Source organism: Haemophilus pittmaniae (assembly GCF_900186995.1).
GTDB lineage: Bacteria > Pseudomonadota > Gammaproteobacteria > Enterobacterales > Pasteurellaceae > Haemophilus_D > Haemophilus_D pittmaniae.
The window spans coordinates 1,004,351-1,021,690 of sequence record NZ_LT906463.1; the positions used below are offsets into that span (position 1 = coordinate 1,004,351).

The following is a 17,340-nucleotide window of genomic DNA, read 5'->3' on the forward strand; positions in this document are numbered from 1 at the left end:
CTTAAGGCTTGGCTGCGCTAGTATTAACGGACATATAAGGCTTCATTTTTTGCATATCCGGTTGATTGCTAATGAAATTATCGGGTTCGTAACCGTAGCTGTAAATATTGTATTGCTGCAGTAGTTTTATCCAATCGATAAGTTCTTTTTCCGGAACAGGGGTTTTTGTCCGCCAGTTGGTAGCTTGTAGTTCAAACAATACCTTTTCCAATGGTACGCTCTCACGTACTTTTTCAATTAGGTTTTTTAACCAATCTTTAGCCGCGCCATCAGAAATAACCTGTTCATTTTCCATATATGGCATCGCCATGACGATGGTTTTATCGTAATGCTTGGTAAAGGCTTGTAAGTTTTGCGCAAACCACTCCTCTGCTTTAGGATTTACGACTGTTATAGCATCAAGATTACGGGCCGTTTTCAAACCACGGGAACCATCCATCACATAAGGTTTTAACGTATTCGCTAATTGATCCGTTACCTTAATTAAATCTTGAGTTTTTTGCTTAGCCGCATCGCTTACCGTATTTCCCTCGCTGTGGCTTGGTTGGCCTTCAAAATCGGTTAGGAATGCATCATTACCGAACAAAATACCATCGAATTTAGCGTAGAAGGATAAATCGTTATAGATCGATTTAAGAATTTCAATGTTTTTGGCATCGTAAGGCGACAAACGCAAAGATTTATCGGTTGCCGGTTTGCCGGTGCGACTATCGGTGACAAATTGTGCATTTGGTACTTTGGCGCGGATGTCAAAAGCAAGTACCGGCATCCAGGCATATACTTTTACGCCGGCACGAGTTTCCAATTGCCAGGCAATACGTCCGAAAATATCATCGCGTACCGGTAAGTAGCTATTTGGGAAATAAAGTGCATCGGCCACACCGTCACCATCGGGATCGGAGTAGGCTTGTAGATAAACGGTAGTCACACCGTATTTGTAAATGCGGTCGATTAGTTTATCTAAATTTTTGGCCTGCTGGATTTTGTTGTCATCGTAAATAGAGTCTAAGTTAACATGTACGGTACGTTGAATTTTGCTTTCATCATCAATACCGTCAAGGAAGCTCTTCATTGTCGCGAAATCAGTTTCAGCGGTGACTAACAAGCGACCAACATGCTTATCACCGACTTTGTTAATGATTTTTTCACCAAGACCAAAGTGATGGGGCATTTTTGCCTGTCTGGCGACTTCAACAGCAGTCTCGTTAAATTTACCGTAAGGCCATACCATAATTCTTGGTGGTTTACCTAAGTTGCGGTAAATACTTTGTGCTGACTGAGTGAAATCCTGTGTTAAACGCTGTCTATATTCTGCTTTGGTTTCGTATTTATTGTCGATGTATGTTGGGGAGATTATCGCAGGAATTTGGCTACGCCCCGGATTGGCGAGTACGCCATGGTGCGAGTCGTAGGTGTGTGAGGCGATTTCCACTAAACCACTTTGTTCCATTTCACGAATTTCTTGCCAAGTGACGAATAAATTGCGTGGTAACATTTTATTGGCGTAGTGAATTTTTCCGTCCGCCGGAGTATCGATCCAACCAACCACAGGGGCAAATACAGCAGGGTAGTTGTATGCTTTAAGGATTGGATAGATCACGTTATACATGGTTCTATAACCATCATCGAAACTGAGCAGAACAGCCTTTTCTGGCAAAGTGCCCTTGCCATTTTCAGCATCAATCACTTGCTGCCAGCTGATGATGTTATAACCATTTTGTCTCAACCAATTGAAGTGGTTGACTAACATAGAAGCAGAAAGAGTTTGTGGGAAAAAGTTCTTTTCTTCCTTTGGGGCTGTATCATCAACCACCGAGTGATAGCCCAATACACTATAGTAATCTTGGGCGAATGCGGTTGTTGAGAATACTGCAAGAGAAAAAACTAACAGTTGTTTTAACTTTTTAGAGAGATTCATAAAAAACACCAAGTATTAGTAATACAAAGAGAAATTTAAATTTCCGAAATTATTATATTCAGCGGCACCATCGTAGATATTTTTCTTACGTCCGAATTCATAAGATATACCGTATTTTTTGCCGATACGCCACTCATTCCCATAACTGACCGACCAAGTTCTTTCACGCGGCAAATCCTGCTGTTTGTAAGAGCCTAGGTTACCTTTAAGGTGGTGAGTCAAGATCAAGCGGTGATCAAGTGGCTGGTAGTAACTTAAATCAGCGCCGAAATCTAAGCCAAGCGCTTTTGACGGATTATAGTAATTAGCCGTATCGATAAGTTTGTTTTTAGTATGGTCGATACGGAAACTGTTGGTTAATGTCCAACGGTCATGTTTGAACGTTTGGGTATTTAACCAGAAATTCAGATCTCGACGTAGGTTGCCGTCCGTAAAACGGGTCAGATAAGCACCGGCGCCGGCCCGTAAAACATCTGAATAAGTATAGGCCGCAGAAAAACCGCCGCCTCGGGTATACACATCCTGTGCGGCAGCTCTGGCCGGTACATTGACCCCATTATAATGGCCACTTAGGCTAAAATCCCAATGTTGATTTAATTCGTAGTCTAAGTTGGCTAACGCATAGCCGCGTTTGTTCAAATGAATACCTTTACCTGCTTCTAAGTTAAGGTTAAACGGATAAAAGTTTAATTCCGTACCAGCACCAACGAAACGGGCAGTAAGGGTTTCTTCTGATACCGGTGAGCGGGTTTCGCCATAGCGCACGTAAACATCATGGCCGTCAGCGGTTTTCGGGCTATAGATAGCATAATTTTGTGAGCTTTCATTGCCCTGTTTGGTTGGTGCAGAAGTTCGATGTTGAATACCAACAGCGCCAACGATACGGCCGGAGTGGGCTAGTTCGTAGTTATCGATTACCGATTTCGCTTCCATTCGTTCATTTTCAGTGAAACCGGAAACTAAGCGGCTTGCTGTGGGTAAATCATTTTTGGCTAAGGCCAGTTCTGTTTTCGCATAGCGTATTTCTTTTTGATCCGCTTCGGTAAAGAATACGGCGGCACGATTTAACCAATATTCAGCGTCATCAAAATTATTTCTACTGCGTTCCAATTCAGCTTTTTGCATTAATACCCAAGGGTCGCCGGGAGTTTGTTCTAAAGCCCGTTTATCGATCATTTGCTGGGCTAATGAGGCATTGCCGCGCCATAATGCAAGGCGAGCTAAGCCAAAATAGCGCATGTCATAGGACGGATTGGTAATTCGTGTCGTATGGGTATAGTCGTTGATTGAAGAATTGTTACTCACCTGCTCCAAATAACGTTGGGCAAGTGGGAATTTGCCTGCATCGCTGGCACTGGAGGCAAGCTTAAAGAGCAACCCATCGGACGGTTTTTGTTTTTTATCCAACAGTTTTTGCTCAATTGCTTGATAGCGCTTCAAGGCTTCATGTGGAGAGCCTTTTTGCGCCCAATAATCGGCAAAGGCTTCTTCCAAATAAGCCGGCGGATTAGCTTGTTTTTGTAATTCTTCGTAATCTTTGCGTATGTCTTTCAATTTACCCAAACGTACCCCGAGAGCAAAGTGATCCGCTAGGGTTTGCGGATAAAGCGGATTGTCTTGGGTCAAATTACCGAGTAGAGCGCCTAGACGCTCAAAGGAATTATTTAATTCGCGATTATTTTGTGCAATTTTAGCTGAGACGATGGCTCCATCATGTTCCAGCCATAACTTATCTTTAGTGTTGAACAAATCGCCATGCTCGCGCATTAATTTTTCTTGTAGCGGACGCATATTATATTTAGATGCTAAACGGTAAAGATTGCGCACCAAGTCAGCATTTTTCGGATCTTTCTCCAACATGGATTGCCAACGTCCGAGTTTTGCCATATCGGCTTCGGACGCATCTAAGAAATAATTCTGAGCATCTTTAAAACCGCCATTTTGGCCAAAACGTTTTTTATAGTTGGCCAAAGCATTTTTCGCGGCCGGATAGCGTTTTAATTCGGTAGCAACTAAGGCTGTACCTAACCAACCATTTTGATTGTTCGGGAATTTTTTAGCCAATTGCTCATAAAGCGCATAGGAGCGTTCAAATTGTTTTTCATTGCGAGCGGCTTTTCCTAGGTTTTCTAATTCGCTTTCCGATAATTGGGAAGGCGAGCATTCGGGACAAACCTGTAAAGCTTTAGCGGATTGACCGCTACGTAGATAAAGCGCGATTAGATCATCACGCACTTTGCGATCGTTGGTGCGTTGATAAAGCGCATCCAATTGTGAAATGGCTTGTTGCAACTGTGCATCACCTTGACGGGAAAAGATGATGATTTTTTCACGAGCAACATCAGTAGGTGTTTGGTTAGCTAGAAGAGAAGGGGCTGTTGTGGCGGTGCAAAGGCTCAACAGCACAGACCTCATCGTAGAGGATGAAAGTTTCATAGTACAAATCCGGTATTCTTATATTACATCTAGAGACTTTACGTTCTGACCGAGTTTTATCGGCTGAGTTCTATTTTAAAAGGTCGAACCAGTTAAGCCGTACTAAGGACAAAATGTTGAAATAACATGAGTAGGCACTAGAAACGCCCTTTTGTTTTTTAGAGTTTTTCCTAAAATGTGATGTAAGTCATTGATTTTATTAGTGTTGGTTAAAAATGGAAATTTAGCCAAAAGCAACATCTAAAACCATCATCAGGGCAAACCCGAGCATCAGACTTAAGGTTGATAAATCCGTATTACCATTGCTTTGTGATTCAGGGATCAGTTCTTCGACCACCACAAAAATCATAGCGCCCGCGGCAAAAGCCAATGCATACGGTAAGATAGAAGTCATACTGATGACAAATAGTGCACCAATGACAGCCCCTATAGGTTCGACAATCGCGGAAAAACTTCCATATAAAAAAAGCGCTTAGGCGGCTTTTCCCTTCCGCCCGTAAAGGCATGGAAAGCGCTGCACCTTCCGGCATGTTTTGCAGACCGATGCCGAGAGTGAGTCCAATTGCACTCATTAATACCGGCATGGCGTCGATACCGTCCCCCAATGTTGCTAGTGCGCCAAAGGCAACGCCCACGGCTAAACCTTCGGGAAGGTTATGAATGGTGATGGCTAGAAATAGCAACATGGATTTTGATAAGCCTTTTTTTATTGACGGACCCTCGGCTTCTTCAATTGGCTTATTTAAATGTAAGTGGGGCACCACAAAATCGACTAGGCGTAAAAATCCGCCACCAAGTAAAAAACCGATTAAAGTGGGAAGCCAGTAATAGGTATCACCGTTGGTCTTACCAAATTCGAGAGAGGGTTCTAACAGTGACCAAAAGGAGGCTGCAATCATGACACCGGCGGCAAATCCCATCATAGCATCAAGGAATTTGCGGTTGACTTGTTTAAACAAAAAAACTGGTGCGGAGCCAATAATGGTGCATAACCAGGTAAATAATCCGGCGAATAGCGCTAGAAGGGCCGGATGAAAAGATAATAGTGCGTTCATTTTTACTCCACAAAAATGCACCCTAACTATACTTACCGCCGAATTAAAGCACAATCTCTTAATCTGATAGGTATGACCCACTGATTCTGTTGTGCAAATAAAATGCGGTGAAAGGTTGAAAAAGGAGGGGGTTTATTGCGATAATCCCCGATCATTTTTTAGGGTGGTCTCCTTAGCGCAGAATGTCGATTGCGATGTAAATAGCGTATTAGAACCGGGGATTACACATGTTTATCACTTTTTTAGTATTAGAAAAATAACAATGGCAGAAACTCGTAATATTTTTTTAGTTGGCCCAATGGGCGCAGGAAAGAGCACAATTGGGCGTCAGTTGGCGCAGCAGTTGAAAATGGACTTTTTGGATTCGGACGCGGTTATTGAAGAACGCGCCGGCGCGGATATCAGCTGGATTTTTGATTTGGAAGGCGAAGAAGGCTTCCGTAAACGCGAAGAAAAAATTATTAATGAACTTACCCAAATGCAGGGAATTGTGCTGTCCACTGGTGGCGGAGCAATCATGTCGAAGGAAAACCGCAATTATCTTTCCGCCCGCGGTATTGTGATTTATTTACAAACCACCGTCGATAAACAATATCAACGAACTCAACGGGATAAAAATCGTCCACTACTGCAAGGTGCAGAAGATCCCCGCCAAGTATTGGAAGATTTAGCCAAAATCCGTAATCCGCTGTATGAAGAGGTAGCTGATATTACGTTGCCTACTGATGAGCAAAATGCCAAGGTGATGGTGAATCAGATTGTGGATTTAATTGATAATTTAAATGGCTTAAATAGCGGCCTTTAAGGAAAGAAGATGTTGTGTGTCAATGTTGAGTTAAAAGAACGCAGTTATCCCATCTCTATTGGGGAGAGATTGCTCCAGGACGCATCTAGTTATCCCCTCAAATCAGGCGATAAAGTGATGATCGTTAGTAACCCGACAGTGGCATCCTATTATTTGGAAACCGTACGCAAAACACTAACGACTATCGGATGTTCGGTAGAATCAGTGCTCTTGCCTGATGGTGAAAAATATAAAACTTTAGAATCCTTAAATCTTATTTTTACGGCACTGCTCAAACATAACCATGGTCGTGATACTACGATTATTGCGTTAGGTGGTGGTGTTATTGGTGATGTAGCGGGTTTTGCGGCAGCGAGTTATCAACGCGGTGTCCGTTTTATTCAGATTCCAACGACCTTACTTGCTCAAGTAGACTCTTCTGTTGGTGGTAAAACGGCAGTCAATCATGAATTAGGCAAGAATATGATTGGTGCGTTTTATCAGCCATCAGCAGTGATTATTGATACGCTCACCTTAAATACTTTGCCTAAACGTGAAGTGAATGCCGGTCTTGCCGAAGTCATCAAATATGGTGCGATTTTGGATTATCCGTTCTTTGAATGGTTGGAAGCTCATATTGATGAATTGGTAGCCTTAAATCAGGAATCCTTAAAATATTGTATTGCTCGTTGTTGCCAGATTAAAGCCGATGTGGTTGCCCGTGATGAAACGGAAAAAGGCGATCGTGCGTTGCTTAATTTAGGGCACACTTTTGGTCATGCGATTGAAACCCATTTAGGATATGGTAATTGGTTGCATGGGGAAGCGGTTGCTGCAGGTTCGATGATGGCGGCAGCATTATCCGAGTTATTGGGCGATCTTTCGGTTGAGGATGTGGCGCGTTTAGAAAAATTATTTGCTCGAGCCAATTTGCCAACGGTTTCACCGGATGCTATGCAACCAGAAGATTATTTACCGCATATGATGCGTGATAAGAAAGTATTAGCCGGTAAATTACGTCTAGTTCTATTAAAATCCCTCGGTCAAGCCTATGTGGCGGCCGACACGGATAAAGAGCTGGTGCTTACGGCGATTCGTCGTTGTACCCAATGTGATTAAGCGGTAATTTTTCCGTCCCCATCCTTGTCATGCCGCGTCCTAAAAATAAAACTAATGCGCATATTAAACACCGACCGTTCCTGAAGTGGGCGGGCGGTAAGTATCGCTTAACGGATGACATTAATAAAACCTTTCCGAAAAATAAACAATGCCTAATTGAACCCTTTGTTGGTGCTGGGGCGGTGTTTCTGAATTCTCATTTTGAACGCTATATCTTGGCGGATATTAATCCCGATTTAATTCATTTGTTTAATATCGTTAAGGATGATGTTGAGGGTTATATTACTGCCTGTAAACCGATTTTCTTTGCCGAGAATGCCAATAGTGCAGCTTATTATTATGAAAAGCGACGCCAATTCAATCATTCAACGGATCCCTTCGAGCGTTCGGTGCTCTTTCTGTATTTAAATCGTTTTGGATTTAATGGACTTTGTCGTTATAACAGTAAAAATGAATTTAATGTTCCTTTCGGCGCTTACAAGAATCATTATTTCCCGGAAGATGAATTACGTTATTTTGCCCATAAAGCGCAACATGCTCAGTTTATTTGTGCTGATTTTCAACAGACTTTTACCTTAGCCGATAAACATTGCGTGATCTATTGTGATCCGCCTTATGCCCCCTTACCGCAGGATTCTAATTTCACAGGTTATGCAGGAAACAATTTTGGTTTTAATGAGCAAAAGGCCTTGGCTGAATGTGCTTTACTGGCACAAAAAGAGCGGCAAATTTGTGTGGTGATTTCAAATCATGATACTCAATTTACCCGTGAAATTTATAAGGGAGCCAAATTTAAGCGGATCAAAGTACAACGCTCAATTAGTCAAAGCGCCGAGCGCCGGGTTAAAGTGAAGGAATTAATTGCAGTATTTCGCGCCTAACCAGTTTGTCGGGACGCATTGCGGAAATCATGTCTAGGATTGAAGATTTGGGTTGATTTTGATCTCAAACCGTTGAATATCAGGGTAATGTGTTTGAATTTGAGTGAGTAAACGAGCCTGCTGAAATAGAATACTTTGGCGTACCATGGCGTTAGCTGCTTCAATAAAAAGCGTCTGATTGGAGATATTGCCAAATCGTAAAAAGGGCAGTAGTTCAGCAGGAAAGAGCGGGCGCAGCTTTTCGTTGGTTTCGTTAATTTGTAACCCCTTCTGCATAATTTTAGCAAATTGAGAGCCTTCCAACACATCAACAATATTCATTGCTTTGTGATAACGCGGAGACTTGTTTTGCATAAAATTACCCCAATAATATGACAGTCTAGACAATTTCCGTTACAATACACGCAATTTTTGCCCGAGACAATGACAGATGCAAACAAGCAAAATTAAACCGCATTTTTGGTCGCGATTGCTATTCAGCGTTATCGCGTTTTTTGCGCTACCTGTCGCACAAGAATTAGATACCGCTAACACCAATATGGTAGGTGGTAATTATCAAACTGAAACCCAAAGCATTGTTTCAGAAACCTTGGCTACCGTTCGGGAGTTACGTCAAGGTTCATTGCAACCGCACACTTCCTCACATGCGGTTGAAAGAATGCTTACCCCTCGCTATCAGAGCGATGTATTCTTCTCTTTTCTCCCTCAACATGCGCCAATCCGCGCAGGGCCTTTATTCTCTTAAAACATTTTGCTAACAGGTGCCAAAGTCTTTTGGCGCTATAATTTTTTGTTTTTATTTTAAGAGAGACTATATGAGCTTTTTAACTAAAATTTTTGGCAGCCGTAACGATCGTATTTTACGTAAATTGAGAAAACAGGTTGCTAAGATCAATAAACTTGAACCTCAATTTGAAGCTTTAAGTGATGACCAATTAAAAGCGAAAACCGATGAATTTCGCACTCGCTTACAAAATGGTGAAACCCTACAACAAATTTTACCGGAAGCCTTTGCAACCGTGCGCGAAGCCAGTAAACGGGTCATGGGAATGCGCCATTTTGATGTGCAGCTAATTGGTGGGATGGTATTGACCAACCGTTGTATTGCAGAAATGCGTACCGGTGAAGGGAAAACCCTAACAGCCACCTTGTCCTCCTATTTGATGGCTTTGGAAGGAAAAGGCGTGCATGTGGTGACTGTGAATGATTACTTAGCGCGTCGTGATGCTGAAACCAACCGTCCATTATTTGAATTTTTAGGGATGACTGTTGGTGTTAATGTACCGGGTTTACCACCAGAAGCCAAACGAGCGGCTTACGCTGCAGATATTACTTATGCAACCAACAGTGAATTGGGGTTTGACTACTTACGCGATAATTTGGCCCATTCCAAGGAAGAACGTTTTCAACGTCATTTAGGCTATGCGTTAGTGGATGAGGTGGACTCAATTCTAATTGATGAAGCCCGTACACCATTGATTATTTCCGGTCAGGCGGAGGATAGTTCCGAGCTCTATATGGCGGTGGATAAACTAATCCCAATCTTGATTAAACAGGAAAAAGAAGATACTGAAGAATTCCAAGGTGACGGTGACTATACCCTTGATCTGAAAACTAAACAGGCTTACCTCACCGAACGTGGTCAGGAAAAAGTTGAAGATTGGTTGATTGCTCAAGGTTTAATGCCAGAAGGTGATTCCCTTTATTCACCGGGCCGCATTATGTTATTACATCATGTAATGGCGGCATTGCGAGCACATACCCTGTTTGAACGGGATGTGGATTATATCGTAAAAGACGGTGAAATCGTGATCGTTGATGAACATACCGGTCGTACGATGGCAGGACGTCGTTGGTCCGATGGTTTGCATCAGGCAATCGAAGCAAAAGAAAAAGTAGAAATTAAGAGTGAAAACCAAACGGTCGCTTCGATTTCCTATCAAAACTACTTCCGTTTATACGACCGCTTGGCCGGGATGACCGGTACTGCGGATACCGAGGCCTTTGAGTTCCAACAAATTTATGGTTTGGAGACTGTAGTAATTCCAACCAATCGTCCGATGATTCGTGATGACCGCACCGATGTTATGTTTGAAAACGAACAATATAAATTCGATGCGATCATTGAAGACATCAAAGATTGTGTGGCCCGCCAACAACCGGTATTAGTCGGTACGGTGTCGGTAGAGAAATCAGAATTGCTTTCTAACGCATTAAATCAAGCAGGGATTAAGCATAATGTGCTAAACGCTAAATTCCATGAACAGGAAGCGGAAATCGTAGCTGAAGCCGGTGCACCGGGTGCTGTCACTATCGCTACCAATATGGCCGGTCGTGGTACCGATATTATTTTGGGCGGTAACTGGAAAGCACAAGCCACTAAATTAGAAAGCCCGACCGCTGCACAGATTGATGCCTTGAAAGCTGAATGGGAGAAGAATCACGAGATCGTGAAGAACGCAGGTGGTTTGCATATTATCGGTACTGAGCGCCATGAATCGCGTCGTATCGACAACCAGTTGCGTGGCCGTTCCGGTCGTCAAGGTGACCCGGGTTCTTCCCGTTTCTATCTGTCCTTGGATGATGGTTTGATGCGCATTTATCTCACTGAGGGTAAACTTAATATGATGCGTAAAGCCTTTACCCAGCCGGGCGAGGCGATGGAATCCAAACTATTGGCAAAAGTGATTGCGTCAGCTCAAGCAAAAGTGGAAGCTTATAACTTTGATGGTCGTAAGAATTTGCTTGAATATGATGATGTGGCTAATGACCAACGTCATGCCATTTATGAGCAACGCAACTATTTATTGGATAACGATGATATTTCTGACACCATCAAAGCCATTCGCAGCGATGTGTTTAATGATGTGATTGATCAATATATTCCACCGCAATCTTTGGAAGAACAATGGGATATCAAAGGCTTGGAAGAGCGTTTGCTACAAGAATTTGGTTTAGCGCTACCGATCGCCCATTGGTTGGAAGAAAACAACAATTTACATGAGGAAAATCTACGCGAACGGATCATTCAGGAAGCGGAAGATGAATATGCAGCCAAAGAAGTATTAGCGGGGTCAGAGACTATGCGCCATTTTGAAAAAGGCGTGATGTTACAAACCCTTGATGAACTTTGGAAAGAGCACTTGGCGTCTATGGACTATTTACGTCAAGGTATTCATTTACGCGGTTATGCACAAAAAGATCCGAAGCAGGAATACAAAAAAGAGTCCTTCCGGATGTTTACGGAAATGCTAGATTCCTTGAAACATCATGTGATTGGCACACTAACCCGCGTGAAAGTGCGTACTCAGGAAGAAATTGAGGAAAGTGAGCGCCAACGTGTAGAGGCGGCAGAACGCGAAGCGGCTAGCTATCGCGAATTAGGTGATGAACCAAACACGGCCAATAACACACAGGAAAGTAGTGATCCTTATGCCGATCAGCACATCGGGCGTAATGAGCCTTGCCCATGTGGTAGTGGTAAAAAATATAAACATTGCCACGGTAATCGTGCCCGTTATGCTTAGGGCTTGATTTTAAAGGGAAAATAGGTTTTTTATCTATCTCTAATAAAATCAATGACTTAGCAGTTGTTTTTGGCAAAACTTTTTAAATCGAGGGGGCGTTTAAGGCCCCCGTTTTATAAAGGATAAACTTATGGACAAACCCCGACGACAGGTGGCTGCCGGTATTATTCGTAATGAATTTGGACAAATTTATTTAACCCAACGTTTAGAAGGGCAAGATTTTGCCCAATCCCTCGAATTTCCCGGTGGCAAAGTGGATACGGGTGAAACACCCGAGCAAGCGTTAAAAAGAGAATTGGAAGAAGAAATTGGTATTCATGTACTAAACGCCGAATTATATGAACGTTTTCAATTTGAATATCCGACGAAAATTTTAGATTTCAGTTTTTATCTTGTCACCGAATGGATCGGTGAGCCTTTTGGCCGCGAGGGGCAAGAAGGATTCTGGTTGGAACAACGGGATTTGGATCCTGCGCAGTTTCCACCGGCCAATGCCAAGCTTATTCAGCGTCTATTAGCGGAATCCTAAATCTCATCAATAAAAAAGACCCGATATGTATCGGGTCTTACTAGAAAAAAGCTTAATTATTTAACCATTGCCGCTTTAACTTGTTTCAATTGTTCAGTGGCTTGGGTACAAGCTTGCTCTTGAGCTGCTTCTGGTAATGCAGACAATTGTTGTTTGCTTGCATCATATTGTTGTTTTAGCATGGCTTGTTGGTCCGCAGGTACTGCTTTTACGAAGGTATCGATTTCAGCAAAATATTTTTCACAGCTTTGAGATAAAGCCGCAGATGCTGACATTGCACAAGCGGATAATAATGCTGCAAATAGTACTTTTTTCATTTTATTCTCCAATTTGGTTTGAAAACGTCATCTGGAATTAGACGACAGCTTATTGTATTCCTTTCAATCCTGAAAAACACAACAATTTCTAAAGATTGTGATCAAGCGCAAAATTCGACGGAAAAGGCTTCCAGTTGTTGCCAAATATCACCGTTGAACTGCTGTTTTGCACTACGTTCTATTTCGGCAAGCTGTTGACAGAAAAGATAGAGTTTATGGTAGGTTAGACGTTGCACCGCTTGAGTAAACAAAGCACGACGATTTTGCCATATTTTGAGCCGATCAAAAGCGGCTTTTAATGTCTGTTGCGGTAATTTATCTTGTAAATGATAAGGTTGTTGTGGGCGGCTTAATTCCAACAAAACCAAGAGTTCGCGTTGTATGGTGCGCAACAGGATGATCGGTTGGACATCTTCCGCCTGCAATCCCTGCAAAATACGCTTGGCTCTTCCCGCCTTGCCGGCTAATAGGGCATCTACCCATTGGAATGGTGTAAATACCGAGGATTGCTCCACCACAGCTTGCACTCTGACATAATTAAGCTTTTTATCGCCATATAGTAAATCCAGCAACTGTAGTGCCTGTTTGAGGGCGAGCAGGTTATTTTCATAGCTATAGCAAAGCAATTGAATGGCCTCGTTATCGGCCTGTAATCCCATTGTTTTAATTCTGCCGGCTAACCATTTAGGTAGATTTTCCGGAGTTGGAGTTTGGCAGTTGATCAACAGACTATTGGGAAAACGTTCATTTAGCGTTGTAAACCAGCCCTGTTGTTCGGTGGTTTTATTTAATTTAGGGAGAACAAGAATCAATAGTCGTTCTTCATGGAGGAGGGAAATTAGCTGTTGTAACTTTTTCTGCTGAGTAGCATTGAGGTTTTCCGGACATTCTAATAGTAGAATTTGTTTATTAGAAAAAAGCCCGACTTCCTGCAAGGACTGTTCCAGCGCATCCCAATCGGTATTGCTATCGATGGTAAGTCGCTCTTTTTCGCTAAAGTCGGCTATTGTCGCCTGTTCGCTAATTTGTGCTTCGCATTCCCCAAGCAACAAGGGATCGCTTCCAGCCAGCAGATAGACGGGTGCAAGCCGCTGTGCTAGCTGTTGAGAAAGCTGCTCAGGGAAGATACGAATCATTGTTGAGTACTATGTTGTAGGCCTGCCATTTTACCGATCAATTGGCGCGCAGCCTGATTACGCATATCGTTCCAAATCACATCACGTTCTGCCGACTTAGCTAAGGCAGCACGAGAGTTATCGAAGAAAGTGCGGTTGACTTTGGTACTGATCGGATAGGTATTACCATTAGCCAGGCGCACGCTAGCTTCTACGTTTAATGCAAGTACTTTTTCCGCTTCACGACCTTGTTTGAAAATGGATGCAACATCATTTGAGGTTGATTCCTTATTCAAACGCAATACCGGAACACCTTGAGTTGCAGGCACAATATTGACGTTATTGGCTTGTAGCTGACGGCGTAATGCCATCGACATTTCGCCATAAGGATCGCTACTTTCAAAGGCTAGGGTACGTAATTCCGGGGGAACCAAAGCACCGTTATCCAAATGCCATCCACAAGCGGTGAGTAGCGCGGTTGCAGCAACTAAACCGAGGGTTTTGATTGATTTCATCATAAGCGTTTCCTTTCAAATTGCGGCATGGGATATGCCCATACCGCATTGCCGGATTATTGCGGTTTAACTACCATATTTAATAATTTACCCGGCACATAAATCGCTTTTAGGATTTGTGTGTTTTCGGTAAATTTCTTCACATTTTCATCTGCAAATGCAACCGCTTTCACGGTTTCTTCATCCGCCTCAGCTGCAACAGTCACTTTACCACGAACTTTACCGTTGACTTGTACCACGATAAGTTTTTCGTCTTCTACCATCGCAGCTTCGTCAGCTTTCACCCATTCTGCATGGTCGATGTTGCTTTCGTTGCCTAAAGCTTTCCATAATTCAAAGCAGATATGTGGTGTGATTGGGTAAAGCATACGCACCACAGCGCTCAATGCTTCTGCCATAACCGCACGATCTTGTTCGCTTTCTAATGGCGCACGGGTTAATTTATTCATTAACTCCATCACTGCTGCGATAGCGGTATTGAACGTTTGACGGCGACCAATATCATCGCTCACTTTGGCGATTGTTTTATGCACATCACGGCGAAGTGCTTTTTGATCTGCAGAAAGTGCGGTCACATCTAAAGCGGTTTTTGCAGGATTTTGGCTGTATTCATACACTAAATTCCATACACGACCTAAGAAACGTTTAGCCCCTTCAACACCAGATTCTTGCCATTCAAGCGTCATTTCTGCAGGAGACGCGAACATCATGAAGAGACGCACGGTATCTGCACCGTATTTTTCCACCATCTCTTGTGGGTCGATACCGTTGTTTTTAGATTTCGACATTTTGGTCATACCGGTATGCACCAATTCACGACCTTCCGGATCAGTGGCTTTGATAATACGACCTTTTTCATCACGCTCAGGGGTCACTTGCGTTGGGCTCACCCAAATACGCTCGTTGGTTGGACTGGTGTAGTAGAATGCATCGGCTAACACCATACCTTGGCATAATAATTTTTGTGCCGGCTCATCGCTGCTTACGAAACCTGCATCACGCAATAATTTGTGGAAGAAACGGAAATAGAGCAAGTGCATGGTCGCGTGTTCAATACCACCGATATATTGATCCACCGGTAACCAGTAGTTAGCTTCCTCTTTATCCAACATGCCTTCAGCATAGCTTGGTGAGGTGTAGCGCGCATAGTACCAAGAGGATTCCATAAAGGTATCAAAGGTATCGGTTTCTTTTAATGCAGGCTCACCGTTGAATGTGGTTTTTGCCCAGTTAGGATCCGCTTTAATTGGACTTTTCACGCCATCCATGACCACATCTTCCGGCAGAATAATCGGTAAATCTTCGATTGGTGCCGGTACGGTTTCACCGTTTGCTAAGGTGAGCATTGGAATTGGGGCGCCCCAATAACGTTGACGAGAAACGCCCCAGTCACGTAAACGATAGTTCACTTGGCGTTTACCTACGCCTAATTTTTCTAATTTGTCTGCGATACCGTTGAATGCGCCATTAAAATCCAAACCATCAAACTCAGCTGAGTTAACTAATTTACCGTGTTCGACGAAAGCTTGTTTAGTTAAATCAATTTCTTCATCGGCAAGCGGTGCGATTACTTGTTTAATTGGTAAATCGTATTTTTGAGCAAATTCAAAGTCGCGTTGGTCGTGCGCTGGAACTGCCATTACCGCGCCAGTACCGTAATGCATTAATACAAAGTTAGCGACCCAAATCGGTAATTTTTCACCGGTTAATGGATGAATGGCGAATAAGCCGGTTGCCATCCCTTTTTTCTCCATAGTGGCAAGGTCTGCTTCTGCCACTTTGGCATTTTTTGCTTCACGGATGAATTCAGCCAATTGAGGATTTTTTTCTGCTGCTAATTCTGCTAATGGGTGAGCAGCTGCGATACCTAAATAGCTTACGCCATAGAAGGTATCTGGACGGGTCGTATAAACCGCAACTTTCTCTGCGGTATCTGCCACATCAAAAGTAATTTCCACCCCTTCAGAACGGCCGATCCAGTTACGTTGCATGGTTTTTACCATATCCGGCCATTGTGGTAGTTGGTCTAACCCACCTAATAATTGTTCAGCGTAATCAGTAATTTTAATGAACCATTGTGGGATTTCTTTTTGTTCCACAGGAGTATCGCAACGCCAGCAGCAACCTTCGTGAACTTGTTCATTAGCTAACACGGTTTCATCGTTCGGACACCAGTTTACGGTTGAGGTTTTTTTGTACACTAAGCCTTTTTTATAAAGCTCAGTGAAGAACCATTGTTCCCATTTATAGTATTCTGGACGGCAGGTCGCAATTTCGCGATCCCAGTCATAACCAAAGCCCAACATTTTGAGCTGGTTTTTCATGTATTCAATATTTTCGTAAGTCCATTTTGCAGGTGCAGTTTTATTTTTAATTGCAGCCCCTTCAGCCGGTAAACCAAATGCATCCCAACCAATCGGCTGTAACACATTTTTGCCATTCATACGTTGATAACGAGAAACCACATCACCGATGGTGTAGTTACGCACATGGCCCATGTGTAAACGACCAGATGGGTAAGGGAACATTGAAAGGCAGTAGTATTTCTCTTTAGAGGTATCTTTGATGGCTTTGAAGACTTTATTTTCAGCCCAATATTGCTGAACCGCAGGTTCAATCAAATCGGGACGGTAATGTTGTTGCATAGAAAATCACCTTAAATAGACACCGCCGGAAATGTGGCGGTAAAGCGGATAAAAAAACGCGCATAGGATAGCTTAAAACGCTTAAGAATGGTAGAGGAGAGCACAAAAAGAGCCGTTACAAAGCAGGGTTTTGCAGGGCTTTTTAGAGCAGGGATTGAATCTCCGGAGGGAGCAATTTGGGCGCTGGAATCCAAACCTGTTTGTGACGATTGAGTTCACCCTTTTCTAAGATAATGGTACTTTTGGGTACTTTGAATAATTTGCTTAAAAATTTCACCAAATACGCGTTGGCCTGGCCATCAATTGGTGGTGCGGTGATACTGATTTTAAGTTCATCGCCATGCAGACCAAGGATTTGATCCTTGGAGGCCTTTGGTTGTAGCAAAATATGCAGGCGTAAGCCCTCGGCGGTTTGTTCAATTGCGGACATCGTTTGTTATGTGGAAAGAGACAAAATGGGGCGTAATAAACGCCCCATGAAAATAAAAGTTTTCTTAGA

Annotated in this window: 13 protein-coding genes and 3 pseudogenes; 7 read left to right on the top strand and 9 right to left on the bottom strand. The window is 43.0% G+C overall.

What is annotated here, in order from left to right; translation table 11 throughout:
- Nucleotide 1: 1 nt before the first annotated feature.
- The 3 genes and pseudogenes from pgaB to CKV74_RS05000 form a co-directional block, all read right to left on the bottom strand.
- Nucleotides 2-1,918 carry a poly-beta-1,6-N-acetyl-D-glucosamine N-deacetylase PgaB gene (gene pgaB / locus CKV74_RS04990; protein WP_007242035.1) on the bottom strand — a complete coding sequence of 639 codons (1,917 nt, stop codon included), beginning with the start codon at nt 1,916-1,918 and terminating at the stop codon, nt 2-4.
- A gap of 15 nt (nt 1,919-1,933) precedes the next feature.
- Nucleotides 1,934-4,354: a poly-beta-1,6 N-acetyl-D-glucosamine export porin PgaA gene (gene pgaA, locus CKV74_RS04995; protein WP_095176822.1), complete on the bottom strand. Its 2,421-nt coding sequence runs from the start codon at nt 4,352-4,354 to the stop codon at nt 1,934-1,936.
- 223 nt (nt 4,355-4,577) lie between these two features.
- A pseudogene (locus CKV74_RS05000) lies at nt 4,578-5,409 on the bottom strand (ZIP family metal transporter).
- 262 nt (nt 5,410-5,671) lie between these two features.
- Here CKV74_RS05000 and aroK point away from each other — a divergent pair.
- Genes aroK through CKV74_RS05015 form a run of 3 tightly spaced genes read left to right on the top strand, consistent with a single transcriptional unit; the run spans nt 5,672 to nt 8,193 of the window.
- Complete coding sequence (gene aroK, locus CKV74_RS05005) at nt 5,672-6,214, top strand: shikimate kinase AroK (RefSeq protein WP_007241987.1); 543 nt, start codon at nt 5,672-5,674, stop codon at nt 6,212-6,214.
- Between the two features lie 9 nt (nt 6,215-6,223).
- Complete coding sequence (gene aroB, locus CKV74_RS05010) at nt 6,224-7,312, top strand: 3-dehydroquinate synthase (protein WP_007242008.1); 1,089 nt, start codon at nt 6,224-6,226, stop codon at nt 7,310-7,312.
- A gap of 29 nt (nt 7,313-7,341) precedes the next feature.
- The gene (locus tag CKV74_RS05015) at nt 7,342-8,193 is read left to right on the top strand and encodes a Dam family site-specific DNA-(adenine-N6)-methyltransferase (RefSeq protein ID WP_007242027.1); all 852 of its coding nucleotides are present in this window, start codon (nt 7,342-7,344) and stop codon (nt 8,191-8,193) included.
- A gap of 33 nt (nt 8,194-8,226) precedes the next feature.
- Here CKV74_RS05015 and CKV74_RS05020 read toward each other — a convergent pair whose 3' ends face one another.
- Nucleotides 8,227-8,547, bottom strand: coding sequence for a DciA family protein (locus CKV74_RS05020; protein WP_007241941.1), 321 nt, complete (start codon nt 8,545-8,547; stop codon nt 8,227-8,229).
- A gap of 76 nt (nt 8,548-8,623) precedes the next feature.
- Between CKV74_RS05020 and secM the strand changes: the two genes are divergently transcribed.
- The 4 genes and pseudogenes from secM (at nt 8,624) to mutT (ending at nt 12,249) form a co-directional block, all read left to right on the top strand.
- Nucleotides 8,624-8,938 carry a secA translation cis-regulator SecM gene (gene secM / locus CKV74_RS05025; RefSeq protein WP_007242010.1) on the top strand — a complete coding sequence of 105 codons (315 nt, stop codon included), beginning with the start codon at nt 8,624-8,626 and terminating at the stop codon, nt 8,936-8,938.
- A 70-nt stretch (nt 8,939-9,008) separates the two neighbouring features.
- Nucleotides 9,009-11,553: pseudogene (gene secA, locus CKV74_RS05030) on the top strand (preprotein translocase subunit SecA); the annotation flags it as partial.
- 77 nt (nt 11,554-11,630) lie between these two features.
- A pseudogene (locus CKV74_RS10675) lies at nt 11,631-11,720 on the top strand (SEC-C metal-binding domain-containing protein); the annotation flags it as partial.
- 130 nt (nt 11,721-11,850) lie between these two features.
- Nucleotides 11,851-12,249 (top strand): 8-oxo-dGTP diphosphatase MutT, encoded by a 399-nt coding sequence (gene mutT / locus CKV74_RS05035; protein WP_007242015.1) that lies wholly within the window; start codon nt 11,851-11,853, stop codon nt 12,247-12,249.
- Between the two features lie 56 nt (nt 12,250-12,305).
- Here the strand turns inward: mutT and CKV74_RS05040 are convergent, their stop codons facing one another.
- From CKV74_RS05040 to yggU, 5 genes are all read right to left on the bottom strand, one after another.
- Complete coding sequence (locus tag CKV74_RS05040) at nt 12,306-12,566, bottom strand: DUF5339 family protein (RefSeq protein WP_095176824.1); 261 nt, start codon at nt 12,564-12,566, stop codon at nt 12,306-12,308.
- 101 nt (nt 12,567-12,667) lie between these two features.
- A complete protein-coding gene (gene holA, locus CKV74_RS05045; protein WP_039847778.1) occupies nt 12,668-13,702 on the bottom strand; it encodes a DNA polymerase III subunit delta in 1,035 nt (344 codons plus the stop codon).
- Complete coding sequence (locus CKV74_RS05050; RefSeq protein WP_007241989.1) at nt 13,699-14,199, bottom strand: LPS-assembly lipoprotein LptE; 501 nt, start codon at nt 14,197-14,199, stop codon at nt 13,699-13,701. The genes holA and CKV74_RS05050 overlap by 4 nt, the downstream gene beginning before the upstream one ends.
- A gap of 53 nt (nt 14,200-14,252) precedes the next feature.
- Nucleotides 14,253-16,841, bottom strand: coding sequence for a leucine--tRNA ligase (gene leuS / locus CKV74_RS05055; RefSeq protein WP_095176825.1), 2,589 nt, complete (start codon nt 16,839-16,841; stop codon nt 14,253-14,255).
- Between the two features lie 142 nt (nt 16,842-16,983).
- A complete protein-coding gene (yggU, locus tag CKV74_RS05060) occupies nt 16,984-17,271 on the bottom strand; it encodes a DUF167 family protein YggU (protein WP_007241999.1) in 288 nt (95 codons plus the stop codon).
- Nucleotides 17,272-17,340 lie beyond the last annotated feature (69 nt).

Excerpts from the sequence above, each read along its gene's own strand:
- pgaB (WP_007242035.1), bottom strand. The coding sequence starts at position 1,918 with ATGAATCTCTCTAAAAAGTTAAAACAACTGTTAGTTTTTTCTCTTGCA.
- pgaA (WP_095176822.1), bottom strand. The coding sequence starts at position 4,354 with ATGAAACTTTCATCCTCTACGATGAGGTCTGTGCTGTTGAGCCTTTGC.
- aroK (WP_007241987.1), top strand. The coding sequence starts at position 5,672 with ATGGCAGAAACTCGTAATATTTTTTTAGTTGGCCCAATGGGCGCAGGA.
- aroB (WP_007242008.1), top strand. The coding sequence starts at position 6,224 with ATGTTGTGTGTCAATGTTGAGTTAAAAGAACGCAGTTATCCCATCTCT.
- CKV74_RS05015 (WP_007242027.1), top strand. The coding sequence starts at position 7,342 with ATGCCGCGTCCTAAAAATAAAACTAATGCGCATATTAAACACCGACCG.
- CKV74_RS05020 (WP_007241941.1), bottom strand. The coding sequence starts at position 8,547 with ATGCAAAACAAGTCTCCGCGTTATCACAAAGCAATGAATATTGTTGAT.
- secM (WP_007242010.1), top strand. The coding sequence starts at position 8,624 with ATGCAAACAAGCAAAATTAAACCGCATTTTTGGTCGCGATTGCTATTC.
- mutT (WP_007242015.1), top strand. The coding sequence starts at position 11,851 with ATGGACAAACCCCGACGACAGGTGGCTGCCGGTATTATTCGTAATGAA.
- CKV74_RS05040 (WP_095176824.1), bottom strand. The coding sequence starts at position 12,566 with ATGAAAAAAGTACTATTTGCAGCATTATTATCCGCTTGTGCAATGTCA.
- holA (WP_039847778.1), bottom strand. The coding sequence starts at position 13,702 with ATGATTCGTATCTTCCCTGAGCAGCTTTCTCAACAGCTAGCACAGCGG.
- CKV74_RS05050 (WP_007241989.1), bottom strand. The coding sequence starts at position 14,199 with ATGATGAAATCAATCAAAACCCTCGGTTTAGTTGCTGCAACCGCGCTA.
- leuS (WP_095176825.1), bottom strand. The coding sequence starts at position 16,841 with ATGCAACAACATTACCGTCCCGATTTGATTGAACCTGCGGTTCAGCAA.
- yggU (WP_007241999.1), bottom strand. The coding sequence starts at position 17,271 with ATGTCCGCAATTGAACAAACCGCCGAGGGCTTACGCCTGCATATTTTG.